Raw genomic sequence first — 17,833 nt, 5'->3', positions numbered from 1 at the left:
CCCTCGGTGACCGCTACTCGACGGACGTGCGGGCGGCCGACACCTGCTGGTCGAGCAGCGCTCGGTAGGCGTCGAGCTCGGCCTGGTGGGCCGCGATGAACTGGGTCTGGTAGTCGGCCTCGGCGGCGGACCAGGCCGGGATCAGGCCGGTGGACTCCTTGCAGGCGACGTCGGCGACGGCGGTGGCGATCTCGTCGGCGCCGGCCGTGTCGGACGTCCACCAGCGCGGGTCGTCGTTGGCGTCCATGGGCGCGGCGTACTGGTAGCCGGCTTCGGACATGCAGGCCGACCAGGCGGAGAACGCGTCGAGCACCCGCGCGTCGGCCAGCGCGGCGTGCCAGGCGTCGGACTGGACGGACGAGACGAGGTCCTGCCCGGCCCGCAGCGCGGGCTCCGACGCGACGGCGCCGGCCCGGGCGGCCGCGCCGAGGCAGCCGCCGTCGGGGACGTCGTCGCGCATGGTGACCGCGCCGTCGGCCGCCACGCCGACCAGCACCTCCAGCTCGGCGTCGGTGTGCGCCTCGTAGAACTCGCGCCGCACGTCGGTGGTGGACGGCGGGTGGTAGCCGTGCGCCGCGGCGACCTCGGGGTCGGCGACGGCGTACCGGCGGTCGTGGCGGCCGGCAACGGCCGTCGCCGCCTCGGCTGCGGTGCCGAACGGCAGCGGATCGATCGTGGCGTCGTCGAGGCCGAGCGACGCCGCGCAGTCGCGCACGCGCGCCGCGGCCGACTGGCCGAGCAGTTGGTCCTCGGCGGCCGTGTACGCGTACGCGTCGAGCGGCAGCGTGAGCCCCGCCTCGGGCGACGCCGCGCCGGACCGCGCCTGGACGACGCCGCCCACGGCGCTGCCGCCGGACGACTCGACGGCGACGTCAGCGGGAGCGGCCGCGCACCCGGCGACGGGCAGGGCGAGCAGGACGGCGGTACGGACGAGCACACGGGCGGTCATGCCACGGCCTTTCGTGGGCCACCGGTCAGCCGCACACCAGGGGCTGCTGGTGGCACCAGTTGAACGATGCGTTGTCGTTGTACGTGTCGCCGAGATTGCGCGCGGACAGCGGCGGCACGTCGTCAGCCGGCCCAGCATAACCAGAATTGAAGTAGACGCGCGCGGTGAAATAGCCATCGCGATTGGCCGCCGACGCGGCGTTGTTCTTCACCGGGACGCCCGAACCCTTGCCTGAGCCGAGGAAACGGTACGGCGCGAAGTCGCTGACGCGGTAGCGGAAGTCGTGCAGCGCGCCCGCCTGCCCGGAGTTGTAGTACAGGCACAACTCGAGGCCCTGGCACGAGCCGTCGTGCTCAGCGGCGGACGCCGGCGGCGACACCCCTGCCACCAGCACACTCGTCATGATCGTCGCGGCCACGGCGGCGGCCAGGCGCCGGATCGGCGTCACTCGCGGACCTCCCAGTTCGGCTCGGCTGCCCCGTCACCTTAACCGACGACGGGGCATCCGTGAACCGCCGGGATCAGGTCCAGAAGACGGCGATCACGACGTTCGCCGCGGTCAGCCCGAAGAGCGCGAAGAACAGCCCGTCGGCGATGGCGGTGCGCTTCCGATTGGCGAAGCACAGCGCGGTGATGATCAGCACGATGACCAGTTTCACGCCGATCTTCGCGTTGTCGATGTGCTTGTCGAGGGAGTCGATGCCCTCGGCCATGCCCACCATCGCGACGCCGGTGACGAGCTGCGTCAGCGCGCCGTGCAGCATCGCCATGTTGACGACGCGGCCGCCGCGCGCGCTCAACTGCACCATGATGCCGCCCAGCAGGCTGGCCAGGCCGAAGAAGTGCAGCACGAGCACCAGGTCGTAGACGAATTCCATGATCACCTTTCCCGCGTCGAGGCGGGATGCAGCCTACTACGCCGTGTCGTACTACCGGGCGGCAGGCCCATCTCGGGCTCTCCGACCCGGACCGTGGGCTGGTCGCGTCTGGTCCACCCAGGATGCTGCGGTGAGCGAGGATGCTGCGGTTCGCCGGCCGTGTGAGCGTTCGCCAGATGGCGCAGGTTGGCCGTCCCCCTGCTGCCCATTCTCGTGGCCGCGCACGCGCGCACGCGACCTAAGAACAGGCAGCTATCAGGGGACCGGCGAAAGAGCGGGCACAGCCCGCCCAGACGCACGTCGGCCCGTGGCGCAGGCGTCGGAGTGCCCACGTGGTGAGATTCTCCCGGCGATTCGGGGGACATCACCAGGCGTTCTTCCGCATCACAAGGCATGCAAGCCTGGTAGAGCGGGAGGACGCCTGGTGATGTCCGCGATCGTCGATGATCATCGCTGTCCACCAGCAGCAACGCCACACCGACGACGCCAAGCACACCGGACCGACGGCCGAACACCAGGCGGCCCCGCCCTCACGGATCGCGGGTCAGACCAGGCGGCGGTCGGTGGCCCAGCGGGTCAGCTCGTACCGGTTGGACAGCTGCAGCTTGCGCAGCACCGCCGACACGTGCGTCTCGACCGTCTTGACCGAGATGAACAGCTCCTTGGCGATCTCTTTGTACGCGTAGCCGCGGGCGATCAGCCGCAGCACCTCGCGCTCGCGCTGGGTGAGTCGGTCGAGGTCGTCGTCGACGGACGGCGCCTCGGTGCCGGCGAACGCGTCGAGCACGAAGCCGGCCAGCCGGGGCGAGAACACGGCGTCGCCGTCGGCGACCCGGCCGATGGCGGAGACGAGGTCGTCGCCGGTGATGGACTTGGTGACGTAGCCGCGCGCACCGGCCCGGATGGTGCCGATGACGTCCTCGGCGGCGTCGGACACCGACAGCGCCAGGAACCGCACGCCGGGCTCCTTGGGGTGCACCTGGCGGATCACCTCGCCGCCACCGCCGCCGGGCAGGTGGACGTCGAGCAGCACGACCTCGGGTTTCACCCGGAGCACGACCGCCACGGCCTCGGCGGTGTCGGCCGCCTCGCCGACGACGTCGACGGACGGCGCCTGCGCGAGCTCGGCGCGGACCCCCGTGCGGAACATCGCGTGATCGTCGACGAGGACGACCGTGACCGGGCCGGCGTCGGCGGGCCTGGTCTCGTCTGGCTTGGTCTCGCTCACGAGCTTCTCCTGGTCGACAGTCGGACTTCCGTGCCTTCGCCGGGCGTGGACCGGATGGTGGCCTCGCCCCCGTGCCGCTCCATGCGCCCGATGACCGAGCGTCGCACACCCAGCCGGTCCTCGGGGACGGAGTCCGGGTCGAACCCGGCGCCCCGGTCGCGGACGAACACCTCGACGCCGTCGTCGCCGGCCTCGACGAAGATGTCGATCTTGTCGGCGCCGGAGTGCTTGGCGGCGTTGACGGTGGCCTCGCGGGCGGCCTTGAGGATGGCCCGGGCGACGTCGTCGATCTCGGCGTCGCCGACGGTGACCACCTCGACCGGCGTGCCGAACGCGTCCTCGACCTCGGCCGCCATCTTCGTCAGCGCGGCGGCCAGCGAGGACCCGTCGTCGACGAGGTCGCTGTAGAGCCAGGCGCGCAGGTCGCGCTCCTGGCTGCGGGCCAGCCGGACGACGGCGCGGGGGTCGTTGGCCTGCTTCTGGATCAGCGCGAGCGTCTGCAGCACGGAGTCGTGCAGGTGGGAGGCCATGTCGGCGCGCTCCTGCGAGACGATGCGGGCGCGCCGCTCGGTCTCGAGGTTGCGCCACAGCTTCCACAGCCACGGCCCGATGATCAGGCCGATGCCCACGAGGATGACCAGCACCCCGCCGAGAGCGTCCATGGTCTGGTCGAACTGGCCCTGACCGACGAGGAACACGACCACGCCGGCCACGACGACGCCGGCGCCGGCCACGACGCGCATGCCGGCGATCCAGCCGCCCTTGCCGGTCAGCGCCGCCAGCCAGGGCAGCCGGGGCGCGATGGCCGACAGCCGGCTGCGCTCCTGCTCGTCGGCGGCCCGCCAGACCAGCGTCAGGCCGGCGGCGGCCAGCAGCAGCGGGAAGAACACGGCCGGGCTGACGCCCAGCGGGGTCTGCTGGACCAGCAGCCAGACGCCGGCGCCGAGGACGACCAGCGCGGCCAGCTGGCCGAGGTCGCCGGTGCGCTGCGACAGCGTGCGGCGGCGGCGCTTGCCGGTGCGGGTCGCGGCGGCCAGGCCGGCCGGTGTCCGCGCCTCCTCGGCCTCGCGCTGCACCGTCTGGTCGAGCGGGGTGAAGATCCACAACGCCAGGTAGAGCACGATGCCGAACCCGGAGACGGCGCTGAGCAGGCTGAACGCGATGCGGACGGCGAGCGGCTGCACCTTGAACTGGGCCGCCAGCGCGACGGCGACACCCGCGACCATGCGGCCGTCGGAGTACCGGACGAACTTCGGCGGTGCGCCGGGATCGGTGGCGGGGTCGGGCGCGCGCCCGCCGCGGCCGGCCTGCGGCGGTTCGCCGGGCGGCAGCTCGCGCGGCCCGCGTTCGGTGGCCGCGGCGGCCTCCGTCTGCGGGTCCGGGTCGCCGTCGACGGGATCGCCGCCGGGGTCACCGAGGGGGCCACCGGCGACGTCGGCGGGCGCCGAGGTCGGGTCCTCGACGGGCTCGTCGCCGGCCTCGCCGGGACGCGCCGGACCGCGTGCCGCCGGACCGGCGGCACGCGGCGTCGGCAGAGTGCTCATGACATCGATGGTCACACGCGCGAGCGCGCGCCGCCATGAGGGACCTCCCGGAGATCCCGGCTCGGGGGCCGTTCCGGGTCATCCCCGATGCATTCGGGGTCGCCGCCTGGGCATCATCGATGGCATGAGTGATCAGCCTCCTGCCTCCCCCGCCACCGGCGCCGGGCCGAGCGTCTCGGACGAGTTCCGCTCGCTGCGCCGCAGCCGGTCGGACCGAGTCGTCGCCGGGGTGCTCGGCGGGCTGGGCCGGCGGCTCGGCATCGACCCCGTCGTGCTCCGCGTCGCCACCGTCGTCCTGGCGATCTTCGGCGGCGTGGGCGTCCTGCTGTACGCGATCGGCTGGCTCGTCGTGCCCGCCGAGGACGAGGAACGCTCGATCCTCGACCAGGCGATCGGCCGCGGCGAGAACCGCCGCCCGGGCACGGTGCCGCTGGCGCTGCTGCTGGCCGGCGTCGGCCTGATCTCCGGCATCGGCATCGTCGCCGGCACCTGGGACGGCGGCGTACTGCTGCTCCTCGCGGTCATGGGCGTGTACCTGCTGCTGCGCCGCCGCGCCGACGACGACGAGCGCTCCGGCAGCGACGTGCCGCAGGAGGCCGGGTTCGGCTCCTACGTCTACGACCCCAGCGTCGCACCGGCGGCGCCGGGCGGCACGGCGACCGGGACCACCCCCGTCACGCCGACCGGCCCGGCCGGTCCGACCAGTGGCTGGCCGGAGGGTCCCGACTGGGGCCCGCCGCCCGTGCCGCCCGCCCCGGCGCCGGAGCCGCCGCCCGCGAAGCCGGCCAAGCAGCGCTCGGTGCTCGGCCTGATCACGTTCTGCCTCGCGCTGGTGTCGGTGGGCGTGCTCGCCGTCAACGACGCGACCTGGGCGGAGTACCCGCCGGCCATCTACGTCGCGGTGCCGCTGGGCATCGTCGCGCTCGGCCTGCTCGTCGGCGCCTGGTACGGCCGCTCCCGCGGGCTGATCGTGCTCGGCTTCCTGCTGGCGATCGCGCTGGTCCCGGCCACCTGGCTGTCGCAGTGGGACTACCACAACTCGGGCAACATCACCCGCACGTACACCACCGCGGACCAGATACCCACGACGACGCAGAGCTACGGCGCCGGCGAGATCCACTACGACCTGTCCGGTCTCACCCTCACCGACGCCGAGACCGTGCGCCTCGACGTCGAGCAGGGCGCCGGCAACCTCACCATCACCCTGCCGCCCGACGTCGACGTCCGGCTCACGCGGGCCACCGTCGGGGCCGGCAACCTCACCGTCTTCGGCGAGCGTCAGGACGGTCTCGGCCAGGAGGTCAAGGGCACCACCGACACCGGGACGGACGGGCCCGGCGGCGGCACCCTCGTGCTGGACGTCGAACTGGGCCTGGGCGAACTGGAGGTGACCCGATGAAGCGGCACGACACCGATGTCGTCTCCCTGGTCTTCGGACTTCTCTTCCTAGGAGTGAGCGCCATGTGGCCGTTCGTCCACTACGACGTGCTGGGCCTGTCCGGTCTCGAGGTCGCCATGCCGGTCCTGCTGGTCTCGATCGGCCTGGCCGGGCTGCTGGCCTCGCTGAGCAAGCTGCGTCGCGAGCGCGACCCGAAGGCCTGATCCCTGGCGGCCACGGCGGTGTCGGGGTGGTCGGTGAACACGCCGTCCACCCCGGCACCGAAGAACACCCCCAGCTCCCCCGGCGCGTCGCCGTGGCCGGCCGCCTCCGGGCCGCGGCGCCGGTCGGCCGGCAGGAACGAGTTCTCGTTCCGGAACGTCCAGGCGTGCACCGCCATCCCGAGGTGGTGCGCGTCCGAGACCAGCCGGCCGGGGTGGCCCAGCCGTCCCTCCGGGTCGCGCGGCACCACCAGCGACTTGTGCGCCCCCAGCACCGTCGCGTACGACGCCACCTCGCGCAGGCCGGTCGGGGTGAGCAGGTCGACGAACCGGCGCCCGTCCTCGGCCCGCTCCCAGTCGAACGGCCGGCCGGTGCTGTCGACCAGTTGCACCAGCGGCACCGACGTCCGGGCGGCCAGCCGGCGCAGCACCGACGGCTCGTAGGACCGGACGAACACGGGGATCCCGGCGCGCTCCAGCCGGAACCCGAGCAGCGCCGCCATCAGCGCGTCGTCGGCCGACATCCCGCGGTCGGCGTAGTACGTCGGGTGCCTGAGCTCCGGGTACAGGCCGACCGGACGTCCCCTGCGGCGGCCGCCCTCGACCGCCAGCGTGATGATCTCGTCGAACGTGGGCACCCGCAGCCGGCCCTCGTAGGCCTGGTTGGCCGGGCGCAGCCGCGGGATGCGCTCGCGCGCGTACAGCGACTTGACCTCGTCGAGGGTGAAGTCGTCGACGAACCAGCCGGTCAGCTCGCGGCCGTCGACCAGCCCGCGGCGGCGCCGGTGCGCGAACTCCGGCCGTTCGGCGACGTCGGTCGACGCGGACAGCTCGGCGTCGTGCCGGGCGACCAGGACGCCGTCGCGGGTGAGCTGCAGGTCGGTGTCGAGGAAGTCGGCGCCGAGATCGATGGCGAGCTGGTAGCCGGCCAGCGTGTGCTCCGGACGATAGCCACACGCGCCTCGGTGCGCGACGACGATGGGCCGCTCGAGCCCGAAGGTGTCCGACATGTGGTCAGGCTAGGGATCGACCGTGTCACGCCGACCACACTGATTCGAACTGGGCGTGACGCGCTGCCCAACGCACGCGCACATTCGGGCTTCGCACCCCAATCTCCCCCGCTGGCGCGTGACCTGGCGGCCGGCCATCACCACTTCAGTGCGGACCGACTCCCATGATCATCAATCGGCGGCCGATGATCAAGGGAGGGTGGCCCGGATCACTCCCACTCGATGGTGCCCGGCGGCTTGCTGGTGACGTCGAGCACCACGCGGTTCACCTCGCGCACCTCGTTGGTGATGCGCGTGGAGATGCGTTCGATCACCTCGTACGGCAGCCGAGACCAGTCCGCCGTCATGGCGTCCTCGCTGGACACCGGCCGCAGCACGATCGGGTGGCCGTAGGTGCGGCCGTCGCCCTGCACGCCCACCGACCGGACGTCGGCCAGCAGCACGACCGGGAACTGCCAGACGTCGCGGTCGAGGCCGGCCGCGGTCAGCTCGGCGCGGGCGATGGCGTCGGCCCGGCGCAGGATGGCCAGCCGCTCGGCGTCGACGGCGCCGACGATGCGGATGGCCAGGCCCGGGCCGGGGAACGGCTGGCGCCAGACCATCTCAGCGGGCAGGCCCAGCTCCTCGCCGACCGCGCGGACCTCGTCCTTGAACAGTGTGCGCAGCGGCTCGATCAGGGTGAACTGGAGGTCGTCGGGCAGGCCGCCGACATTGTGGTGGCTCTTGATGTTGGCGGTGCCCTCGCCGCCGCCGGACTCGACGACGTCGGGGTAGAGCGTGCCCTGGACGAGAAACTCGACCTCGGCGCCCTGTTCGCCGGCCTGGGCGACGATGTCGCGCGCGGCGGCCTCGAACACCCGGATGAACTCGCGGCCGATGATCTTGCGCTTCTCTTCGGGGTTCTCGACGCCCTTGAGCTGGGTCAGGAAGCGGTCGGCGGCCTCGACGACGTGGAGGTCGACGCCGGTGGCGGCGACGTAGTCGCGCTCGACCTGCTCGGACTCGCCCTGACGCATCAGCCCGTGGTCGACGTAGACGCAGGTCAGCTGGCTACCGACGGCCCGCTGGACGAGGGCGGCGGCCACGGCGGAGTCGACGCCGCCGGACAGCCCGCAGATGACCCGTTTGCCGCCGACCGTCGATCGGACCGTCTCGACTGTTTCATCAACGACGTTCGCCATGGTCCAGGTGGGCCGGGCACCGGCGATGTCGTAGAGGAAGTGCTGCAGCACCGCCTGCCCGTGCTCGGAGTGCAGCACCTCCGGGTGCCACTGCACGCCGGCCAGGCCGCGCGCGGTGTCCTCGAACGCCGCGACCGGGGTGTCGGGTGTGCCGGCCAGCACCTCGAAACCGGCCGGCGCCTCGGTGACGGAGTCGCCGTGGCTCATCCAGACCTTCGCACCGGTGTCGATGCCCTGGAGCAAGGTGCCGGTGCTCAGGACGGCGAGGTCGGTGCGGCCGAACTCGGACTTCCCGGTGTGCGCGACGGTGCCGCCGAGCGCCCGGGCCATGGCCTGGAAGCCGTAGCAGATGCCGAACGCCGGCACACCGGCCTGGAACAGCGCGGGGTCGACGGCCGGGGCGCCCTCGGCGTACACACTGGACGGCCCGCCGGACAGGATGATCGCCTTGGGGTTCTTCGCCAGCAGATCGGCGACCGGCATGGTGTGCGGGACGATCTCGGAGTAGACCCGCGCCTCACGGACGCGCCGGGCGATCAGCTGGGCGTACTGAGCGCCGAAGTCGACGACGAGAACGGTGTCATGGGAGGTCTCGGCCACCTGCCCGAGCGTAGTGCAGACCTTGGCAGGACGCGGCACGTCCAGTAGGGTCACCAGCCATCTTTACGGCCCAGCCCGTAACTCGGAGGTCCCGATGCGCCGCCCGCTGCTCGCCGCCGCCCTGATCGCCGTTGCCGCCGTCGGCTCCGCCCCGCCGGCCGGCGCGGCAGACGCCGCTGAGCCAGCCGCTGAGCCAGCCGCGGAGCCCGCCGCCGGCCCCGTCCCGCTCGGAGCGCCGCTCAGCGACGTCAACCTGATCGGCGGCGCCGTGGCGACGACGCCGGACGGCGTGCCGACGGTCTACGGCGTCACCAACGGCGAGCCGGCCCGGCTGACCGCCGCCGACGCGCGCACCGGCGAGATCCTGCTGTCCACGCCGCTGCCCGGCGCCAGCTCGTCGTACAGCGTCATCACGCTCGACGGCGGCGACGTGTACATCAGCGGGAACGGCAACGGCCACCTGTACCGGCTGCCGTGGGGCGCCGAAGCCGTCGAGGACCTCGGCCAGGTCGCGCCCGGCCAGACGTTCGCGTGGGACCTCACCGAGGGACCGGACGGCCGCATCTACGGCGTCACCTACCCCGGCGCCCGCCTCTACGCCTACGACCCGGACACCGGCGCGTTCCAGGACTACGGCCAGGTCGCCACCGACACCCAGCAGGCCAGGACCATCGGGTCCCACGGCGGCAGGATCTACGTCGGCACGATGACCCGGCCGCACCTGTTCGAGGTCGACCCGGTCACCGGCGCGCAACGCGAGATCGCACTGCCACCGGAGTCCGACCCGGGCAACGAGCTGACCTCGGTGCTCGACATCAACGTCGCCGGCGACCGGCTCTACGTCCGCATCGGCACCGACATCAAGTACGCGCCGCTCTACGCCTACGACCCCGCGACCGGGACCTGGGGCGCGTCGCTGGACACCGTCGCCGGACTGGAGCTGCCCACGCCCGGCCCGGACGGCGAGCTGTACGTCATGCGGAACAACGCGCTCACGGCGTGGGACCCGGCCACGGGCGCCGTCGCCCCCACGTCGCTGCGCTACGAGGGGCGGGTCTACAACTATCGCGCCGTGGGCTGGGCCGACCTCGGCGACCCGGAGTGGCCCGGGCTGACCCTCGTCGGCTTCTTCTGGCGCGGCGAGCTGTGGCGGTACAACCCACAGACCGGCCGTGGCGAGGTCGTGCCGACGGCGGTGCCCGGCGAGCCGATCGAGATCGTGTCGCTGGCGGCGGCGTCCGGCGGCGGCGTGTGGGCCGGCGGCTTCCTCGGGGGGTTCGCGCGCGTCGACACCGCGACCGGCGAGTCCCGGTTCAACCGGTTCTCCCAGACGGAGTACCTGTACGACGACGGCGACTCGGTGTGGGTCGGCGCCTATCCGGACGCGCGCGGCTACCGCTACGACCCCGACGCGGCCTTCAACGACCCCGACTACGCGCCCGGGCCGCCCGGGACGCCCGTCAACCCGGTGAAGCTGTGGGACTTCAGGCAGCACACGGCGAACCCGCAGGACCGGGTGTTCGCGCTGCTGCCGCTGGACGACGTCGTGGTGGCGGCGACCGGGCCCAAGGGCTCGACGTTCGGCGGCGCGGTCGCGGTGTCCGACCGTGCGACCGGGCAGACCCGGTTCCTCGACGACCTCGCGCCGGACCGCGCGCTGACCTCGCTGGCGGCCTCGCCCGACGGCGCGACGGTCTACGCGGGCACCTGGGTGTACGGCGGCACCGGCAGCCCGCAGCCCGTACAGACCGAGGGGACGGTGCTGGCGTTCGACCCGGTCGGCGGTGACGTGCGCTGGCAGGTCTCGCCGCTGCCGGGCGCGCCGAGCTACGTCGCGACGACGGTCGACGCGGCCGGGCGGCTGTGGACGCTGGCCGGCTCGGCACTGCTGGAGCTGGACCCGGCCACGGGGGCGACGCTGCGCACCGTCCAGCTCGGCGACCCGGTGCCGCCCGGCGCGAAGACGTGGCCGCACCAGGCCGGCATCGTCGAGACGACCCCCGGCGCCGACGCGGTGTACGTGTCCGTCGGCGGCCGGCTGCACCGGGTCTACGGCGCGACCGGCGCCGCCGAGGACCTGGGCGCGTTCGCGTACTCGTCGTTCACCGTGCTCGACGACGGCGACCTCGCGATGGCGTCCGGACCGGAGCTGTTCCGCTGGACGCCGCCCGCCGCCGACACCGCGCCGCCCTCCGTCGAGCTCGGTGTCGGGCACATCGAGGGCGATTGGCGGCCGTACCTGGAACTGACCGCGTCCGACGGCGCCGGCCTCGGAGTGGCGGAGATCAGGTACCGGCTGGACGGCGGGCCGTGGACCACGTACACGGATCCGGTCCGGCTACGGCCCGGGCGGCACACCGTCGACGTCAGGGCGGCGGACCGGGCCGGCAATGTGGCGGCCGTCGTCGAGCGGCTCGTGGCCCGGCCGCGGTTCGGTCGCTGACCAGCGCGGGCAGCGATCTCACCGGCGCGGAAAACCAGGTGCGACAAGGCCTTCACTGTTCGTACCGTGGTATGTCGTGCGCGATCTTCCCTACGCCGACCCCGGCATCCCCGACACCCGCTCCCGCGCCAGGTTCCTGACCTGGCTGGCGCGGGCACAGTGGCGCACCCTCCTCGTCGGCGGCTTCTTCGGCGTCGTCTGGATGGTCTCGCAGGCCCTCATCCCGTGGGGCATCGGACACGGCATCGACGGCATCGTCGCCGACGACTCCAGCAGCACCGCCCGCTGGGCGGCGCTCGTCGCCGGTCTGGGCGTGCTGCAGGCGCTGGCCGGTGTCATGCGCCACCGCGCGTCCGTGGCCAACTGGCTGTACTCGGCGTTCCGGGTCATCCAGCTGGTCTCGCGGCACACCGCCCGCGGCGGCCCGGCGGTGCCGAAGTCCATGTCCACCGGCGAGGTCGTGGCCACGGTGTCCAGCGACTCCATGCACATCGGCCACATGATGGAGGTCGTGCCGCGGTTCGTCGGCGCCCTCGTGTCCTACGTCGTCGTGGCCCTCATCGTGTTGAACACGTCCACGTCCATCGGACTCATGGTGCTCATCGGGGTGCCGCTGCTGGTCGTCTCCATGGGCCCGCTGATCCGCCCGTTGCAGGAACGCCAGCGGCGCCAGCGCGAGGCGCTCGGCGACCTCACCGCGCTCGGCGCCGACACCGTCGCCGGCCTGCGGGTCCTGCGCGGCATCGGCGGCGAGAAGGTGTTCATCCGCCGCTATGCCGAGCGATCCGAGACGGTGCGCGCGGCGGGCGTCCGGCTGGCCGGCACCCAGGCACTGCTCGACGCCGTCCTGGTGCTGCTGCCGGGGGTGTTCCTGGTGCTGCTGACCTGGGTCGGCGCGCGGCTGGTGCTGCGGGGCGACATCGAGCCGGGCGCGCTGGTGGCGCTGTACGGCTACGCGTTCTTCCTGCTCATGCCGGTGCGCACGGCCGGCGAGATGGCGTTCGCGGCCACCCGGGCCGTGGTCGCCGCGCGCCGGGTGCTCGCGGTGCTGGCGGTCGAGCGCGAGGTGCCCGACGACGCCACCGACACACCGTCCGCGCCGCCGGGCGTGCTGGTCGACGACGCCACCGGTCTGCGGGTCGAGCCGGGCTCGCTCACCATGCTGGTCGCCGACGAGCCCGGGTTCACCGCGGCGCTGGCCGACCGGCTGGGCCGGCTGGTGCCGGGCAACGGCGTGCGGCTCGGCGACGTCCCGCTCGATCGGCTGACGGTCGACGAGGTCCGCCGCCGCATCGTGGTGAGCGACCCCGAGCCGACGCTGTTCACCGGCTCGCTGCGCGGCGGGCTGGACCCCTACGGCCGGCACGACGACACCCAGCTGACCGCGGCCATGCGCGCCGCGTCGGCCGGCGACGTCCTCGAGACGCTGCGCGAGGGCCTCGACGCCACCGTCGAGGAGCGCGGCCGGTCGCTGTCCGGCGGGCAACGGCAACGGGTCGCGCTGGCGCGTGTGCTGGTGCGCGAGCCCGAGGTGCTGGTGCTGGTCGAGCCGACCAGCGCCGTCGACGCGCACACCGAGGCGGCCATCGCCGGCCGGCTGCGCGACGCCCGCGCCGGGCGCACCACCGTCGTCGTCACCGCCAGCCCGCTCATGCTGGCCAAGGCCGACACCGTCGTCTGGTTCGACGACGGCGAGCTGGTCGCCACCGGCAGCCACGACCAGCTGATGAGCACCACCCCCGCCTACCGCCGCACCGTCACCCGAGAGGAGGACCCGGAATGAGCACGAGCACGCCGTCGGCCGGCCCCACGCCCGCGGGCGCGCTGCCCGTCGCGACGCCCGCCGAGGTCCGGCACGAGGCCGGCCGGCTGTTCCGCCGGCACCGTTCCGCGCTGACCATCGCGCTGGTGGTGCACGTCCTGGCGGCCGCCGCCGGGCTGGCCGGGCCGTTCCTGCTCGGCCGCATGGTCGACGCCGTCACCCGCGACGGCTCGCAGACCCGGGTCGACGTGCTGGCCGCGGTGCTGGCCGGCTGCATCGTCGTCCAGGCACTGCTGACCCGCGTCGCCATCCGGCGGTCGCTGATCCTGGGCGAACGGGTCTTCGCCGAGCTGCGCGAGACGTTCATCGCCCGGGTGCTGAGCCTGCCGCTGTCCACCGTCGAGCGGGCCGGCACCGGCGACCTCGTCGCGCGCACCACCGGCGACATCGACGCGCTGTCACGGACCGTGCGGTTCGCGGTGCCGGAGATCCTGGTCGCGGTGGTCACCACGGTGCTCACGCTGGCGGCCGCGGTGTTCGCCGGGCCGCTGGTGGCGCTGGGCGCCATCGTCGGCGCGCCGCTGCTCATCGCCGGCACCCGCTGGTACCTCAACCGCGCGCGGGCCGGCTACCTGTGGGAGCGGGCGGCGTACGCCACCATCAACGGCACCATCACCGAGACCGTCGACGGTGCCCGCACCATCGAGGCGCTCGGCCTCAGCGACGTCCGGGTCACGCGGGCCGACGACGACCTGCGCGAGGCGTTCGCGGCCGAGAAGCGCACGCTGTTCCTGCGCAGCGTCTGGTTCCCCACCGCGGAGATGGCGTACGTGCTGCCGGTGGTGGCCACGCTGGCCTGGGGCGCCTGGCTGGCGTCGGCCGGCCACGCCACCGTCGGCCAGGTGACGGCGGTGGTCCTGTACATGGTGCAGATCGTCGACCCCGTCGACCGCCTGGTCTCGTGGCTCGACGAACTGCAGGTCGGGCTGACGTCGTTCGCGCGGGTCGTGGGCATCGCCAACGTGCCGCCCGACCGCGCGCCCACCGGCGCGCTGCCCGCGGGCGAGGACATCGCGGCGTCCGACGTGCGCTACGCCTACGTCGAGGGCCAGGACGTCCTGCACGGGGTGTCGCTCGACCTCGCGCACGGCGAGCGGCTGGCCATGGTCGGGCCGTCGGGTGCCGGCAAGTCGACGCTCGGGCGGTTGCTGGCCGGCATCCACCCGCCGCGCGCCGGCCGGGTCGACGTCGGCGGCGTGCCGCTGGTCGACCTCGACGTCGACCGCCTGCGCCGCGAGGTCGTGCTGGTCACCCAGGAGCACCACGTCTTCGTCGGCACGCTGCGCGACAACCTCGCGCTGGCGGCGCCGTCCGCCTCCGACGACGACCTGCGCCGCGCGCTGGCCGCCGTCGACGCCCTCGAGGCGACCGACGCGCTGCCCGAGGGCCTCGACACCGTCGTCGGCTCCGGCGGTCACCCGGTCGGCCCGGCGTTCGCGCAGCAGATCGCGCTGGCCCGCATCGTCCTCGCCGACCCGCACACGCTGGTCCTCGACGAGGCGACGTCGCTGCTCGACCCGCGGGCGGCCCGGCACCTGGAGCGGTCTCTGTCGGCGGTGCTGCACGGCCGCACGGTCATCGCGATCGCCCACCGCCTGCACACCGCCCACGACGCCGACCGCGTGGCCGTCGTCGAGGGCGGCCAGATCGCCGAGCTCGGCTCGCACGACGAGCTCGTCGCCGAGGGCGGCGCCTACGCGGCGCTCTGGGAGTCCTGGCACGGGTCGCCCTCCTCGGCCGACGCGGCCCGCCGACCATGATCATGTTCCCTCGCGGCGCCTCAGCGACCGCGAGGGAACATGATCATGGGAGTGGGCAGTCGGCTCCGCATGGCCGGGGGCGACCGGCCCAGCCCCGATCGTGCAGCACCCGAGCCTGCTCCTGAGCGACCCGGCACGGTTCACCGAACACCTCGGTGTGTCCGTAGCGCAACGTCCATGCTCCGCTGACCGTCGCGGCGTTGTCGCGGTGACGATCGCGGAAGCGACCCTCTCCGTCGTGGCCGACGCGGCCGTCCAGCTCCACCCTGGTGTGAAACGGCTCGTAGTCCACGTCGATCCAGATGACGCGCGCGCCGGCACGACGGCGTTGGCGGCATCCTCGCGGCAGCCGGTGCGCCCGCTCGACGGCGCGCAGGTGCTGGAGCTCCAACGGCGACTGCGCGCCCTCGGCGACATCGACGAGCATCGCCTCGACCATCGCCCGCCAGCGGATCTTCCTGCGCCGCGACAGGGCGGCGGCCAGCCGTGGTGACGTGGTCAGCCGCTTCTGAACCGCCATCGTCACATAGGACTCGACGTCGCGAGCGCGGGTCGCGACGTCGACGAGGTCGAGGACGGTGTCGTCGAGTCGCGTCCGTGGCGGGTTCGCCGTCGGGTGGCGCGTCAGCGGGAGCCGGTGGGCGTAGTGGACGACGACGCCGTCGGCCCGCCCACGGACCCGCCGGCCGACCGGCGCGGTGACGTGGACACGATCGTCGACGCGCCCGGTCAGCTCGTCGAGCTCGGCAGCGGTCGAGTGACTCGCCACAGCATCCGGCGTCACCCAGACAATGGCGGCCCAGATCTGCGCGGCTCGGTCCAACGGGCCGCTGAAGACCGCGAAGACGCCAGGGTGCGGCCGTTGCCAGCGCCCCGTCGCGACCCAGCGCCGCGCGACACGGGAGTCCAGGCCCAGGCGGCGGAGCTGTCCGGCGCAGACCACACCCCGCTGCCGAGCGAGCAGCTCGCGCAGGCCCAGGGTTTCGTACTGCGGCGGCAGGTCCATGGACACGATGGTTCCGCCGATCGTCGCCCGGCGCGTCGGCGCTCGGCGATCTGTGGACAACCTGGCCCACAGTCCCATGATCATGTTCCCTCGCGGCGCCTCAGCGACCGCGAGGGAACATGATCATGGGCTAGGCGCGGCCGATGCGCCGCAGGACGCGCAGAGACTTGGCCATGGCCTCGGTGAAGGTGTCGTAGGACAAACCGGCCGGCGGGGCGAGGTTGTGCACCCGCTGGACGGCGATGGCCTGCGGCTCGGTGTAGCGCAGGATGCCCTCGCGGCCGTGCCGCCGGCCGAGGCCGGAGGCGCCCATGCCGCCGATGGGGAGGTCGTGGCTGCCCCAGGCCGCGGTGTAGCCCTCGTTGACGTTGACGACGCCGGAGCGCAGGCGGCGGGCAAGGGCCACACCGCGACGCAGGTCGGAGGTCCACACGCTGGCGTTCAGTCCGTACGGAGTGTCGTTGGCCAGCTCGACGGCCTCGTCGTCGGACATGACGGGGTAGACGGAGACGACCGGGCCGAAGGTCTCGACGTCGGCCGCGAGCATGCCGGGCCGGACGCCGTCGAGCACGGTCGGCTCGTGGAACCAGGGACCGAGGTCGGGCCGGGCCCGGCCGCCGGACAGCACCCGCGCGCCCTTCGCCACGGCGTCGTCGACGTGGGCGCGGACCTTGTCGAGCTGGTCCTGCGACATCAGCGAGCCCATGTCGCACGAGTAGTCGAACGCCGGGCCGACCCGCATCGACTCGACCCGGGCGAGGAACCGCTCGAGGAACGGGTCGCGCACCGACGCGGCGACGTACAGCCGCTCCATCGACATGCACAGCTGGCCGGCGTTGGAGAAGCAGGCCCGGACGGCGGCCTCGGCGGCACGGTCGAGATCGGCGTCGTCGAGGACGATCAACGGGTTCTTGCCGCCCAGCTCCAGCGACGCGCCGACGAGCCGCTCGCCCAGCCGCGCCGCGACCACCCGGCCGGTGGCGGTGGACCCGGTGAACGACACGTAGTCGGCGTGCTCGACGACGGCGCCGCCGATGACCGGGCCGTCACCGGAGACGATCTGCCACAGTGCCTCCGGCAGCCCCGCCTCGATCGCGATCGACCGCGCCAGCAGCGCCGTCAGCATGGCCTGGGAGTCGGGCTTGTGCACGACGGCGTTGCCGGCGACGAACGCGGGCAGGCAGTCGGAGATGGCCAGCGTCAGCGGGTAGTTCCACGGCGAGATGACCCCGACGACGCCCTTGGGGCGATGACCCTCGATGGCCCGGGTCAGCCCGGGCAGGAGTCCGAGCCGGCGTCGTTCGCGCAGCACCCGCGGGCCACGCACGGCGACGTACCGGGCCGCCAGCGCGACGTCGGCGACCTCCTCGAACGCGTCGCGCCGGGCCTTGCCCCCCTCGGCCTGGACGAGGTCGGCGATCTCGGCGCGGCGGTCGAGCACGAGGTCGTGGACGTGGCCGATGATGCGGGCCCGCTCGGCGACCGGCCGGGCCGCCCACCAGCGCGCGGCGTCGCGGGCCGCGGCGAACGCCGTGGCGACGTCGTCGGTGGTGGACAGCGGCACCTCGGCCAGCGGGGTGCCGCTGAACGGCGCGACGGTGGCGACGCGGTCGGCTCGTGGGCGGGCGACGACGCGATCGGTCAGGCGGTCGAGGAGGGCGCGGTCGACGACGGCGTCGACGCTGACTGTGCTGCTCATCGAGGCCAGCCTACGACCCGGACCGACGCGGTGCCCGCGGACCTGACGCGGTCCAGCCCACCCCGGACACGTTCCGGGCCTGTAGACGCACGTGCCCACGGTTGGCGCCTCCGC

Annotated in this window: 13 protein-coding genes; 4 read left to right on the top strand and 9 right to left on the bottom strand. The window is 73.5% G+C overall.

The genetic code is table 11. The annotated features are described in order from the left end of the window. Window positions 1-13: 13 nt before the first annotated feature. From DZA62_RS02150 to DZA62_RS02130, 5 genes are all read right to left on the bottom strand, one after another. Window positions 14-949, bottom strand: coding sequence for a hypothetical protein (locus DZA62_RS02150; protein WP_116947109.1), 936 nt, complete (start codon window positions 947-949; stop codon window positions 14-16). Between the two features lie 25 nt (window positions 950-974). Further along, the gene (locus DZA62_RS02145; RefSeq protein ID WP_198663329.1) at window positions 975-1,397 is read right to left on the bottom strand and encodes a peptidase inhibitor family I36 protein; all 423 of its coding nucleotides are present in this window, start codon (window positions 1,395-1,397) and stop codon (window positions 975-977) included. A gap of 73 nt (window positions 1,398-1,470) precedes the next feature. After that, window positions 1,471-1,827, bottom strand: coding sequence for a hypothetical protein (locus DZA62_RS02140; RefSeq protein WP_116947533.1), 357 nt, complete (start codon window positions 1,825-1,827; stop codon window positions 1,471-1,473). Window positions 1,828-2,371: 544 nt separating this feature from the next. Then, window positions 2,372-3,055, bottom strand: coding sequence for a LuxR C-terminal-related transcriptional regulator (locus DZA62_RS02135; protein ID WP_116947108.1), 684 nt, complete (start codon window positions 3,053-3,055; stop codon window positions 2,372-2,374). Further along, window positions 3,052-4,599, bottom strand: coding sequence for an ATP-binding protein (locus DZA62_RS02130; protein ID WP_116947107.1), 1,548 nt, complete (start codon window positions 4,597-4,599; stop codon window positions 3,052-3,054). Before DZA62_RS02130 ends, DZA62_RS02135 begins: the two co-directional genes overlap by 4 nt. 124 nt (window positions 4,600-4,723) lie before the next feature. Here DZA62_RS02130 and DZA62_RS02125 point away from each other — a divergent pair, with 124 nt between their 5' ends. Then, the gene (locus DZA62_RS02125; protein ID WP_198663328.1) at window positions 4,724-5,998 is read left to right on the top strand and encodes a PspC domain-containing protein; all 1,275 of its coding nucleotides are present in this window, start codon (window positions 4,724-4,726) and stop codon (window positions 5,996-5,998) included. 79 nt (window positions 5,999-6,077) lie between these two features. Here the strand turns inward: DZA62_RS02125 and DZA62_RS02120 are convergent, their stop codons facing one another. Both DZA62_RS02120 and guaA read right to left on the bottom strand, forming a co-directional pair. Beyond that, a complete protein-coding gene (locus DZA62_RS02120; RefSeq protein ID WP_198663327.1) occupies window positions 6,078-7,208 on the bottom strand; it encodes a glycerophosphodiester phosphodiesterase family protein in 1,131 nt (376 codons plus the stop codon). 209 nt (window positions 7,209-7,417) lie between these two features. Further along, a complete protein-coding gene (gene guaA / locus DZA62_RS02115) occupies window positions 7,418-8,989 on the bottom strand; it encodes a glutamine-hydrolyzing GMP synthase (protein ID WP_198663326.1) in 1,572 nt (523 codons plus the stop codon). A 94-nt stretch (window positions 8,990-9,083) separates the two neighbouring features. On the opposite strand from guaA, the gene DZA62_RS02110 reads away from it, so the two are divergent. The 3 genes from DZA62_RS02110 to DZA62_RS02100 all read left to right on the top strand — a co-directional run bounded on the left by DZA62_RS02110 (window position 9,084) and on the right by DZA62_RS02100 (window position 15,014). Beyond that, on the top strand, window positions 9,084-11,432 hold the full coding sequence (locus DZA62_RS02110) for an OmpL47-type beta-barrel domain-containing protein (RefSeq protein ID WP_116947104.1): 2,349 nt from the start codon (window positions 9,084-9,086) through the stop codon (window positions 11,430-11,432). Window positions 11,433-11,508: 76 nt separating this feature from the next. Beyond that, on the top strand, window positions 11,509-13,215 hold the full coding sequence (locus tag DZA62_RS02105) for an ABC transporter ATP-binding protein (RefSeq protein ID WP_116947103.1): 1,707 nt from the start codon (window positions 11,509-11,511) through the stop codon (window positions 13,213-13,215). Then, window positions 13,212-15,014: an ABC transporter ATP-binding protein gene (locus DZA62_RS02100; RefSeq protein WP_116947102.1), complete on the top strand. Its 1,803-nt coding sequence runs from the start codon at window positions 13,212-13,214 to the stop codon at window positions 15,012-15,014. Before DZA62_RS02105 ends, DZA62_RS02100 begins: the two co-directional genes overlap by 4 nt. 43 nt (window positions 15,015-15,057) lie before the next feature. Here the strand turns inward: DZA62_RS02100 and DZA62_RS02095 are convergent, their stop codons facing one another. Further along, on the bottom strand, window positions 15,058-16,020 hold the full coding sequence (locus tag DZA62_RS02095; RefSeq protein ID WP_116947101.1) for a type IV toxin-antitoxin system AbiEi family antitoxin domain-containing protein: 963 nt from the start codon (window positions 16,018-16,020) through the stop codon (window positions 15,058-15,060). Between the two features lie 130 nt (window positions 16,021-16,150). Then, window positions 16,151-17,719 (bottom strand): succinic semialdehyde dehydrogenase, encoded by a 1,569-nt coding sequence (locus tag DZA62_RS02090; RefSeq protein WP_116947100.1) that lies wholly within the window; start codon window positions 17,717-17,719, stop codon window positions 16,151-16,153. Window positions 17,720-17,833: the final 114 nt, after the last annotated feature.

The organism is Jiangella endophytica (assembly GCF_003427025.1).
Taxonomy (GTDB): domain Bacteria; phylum Actinomycetota; class Actinomycetes; order Jiangellales; family Jiangellaceae; genus Jiangella; species Jiangella endophytica.
This window is presented reverse-complemented; position numbering and strand designations above follow the sequence as displayed.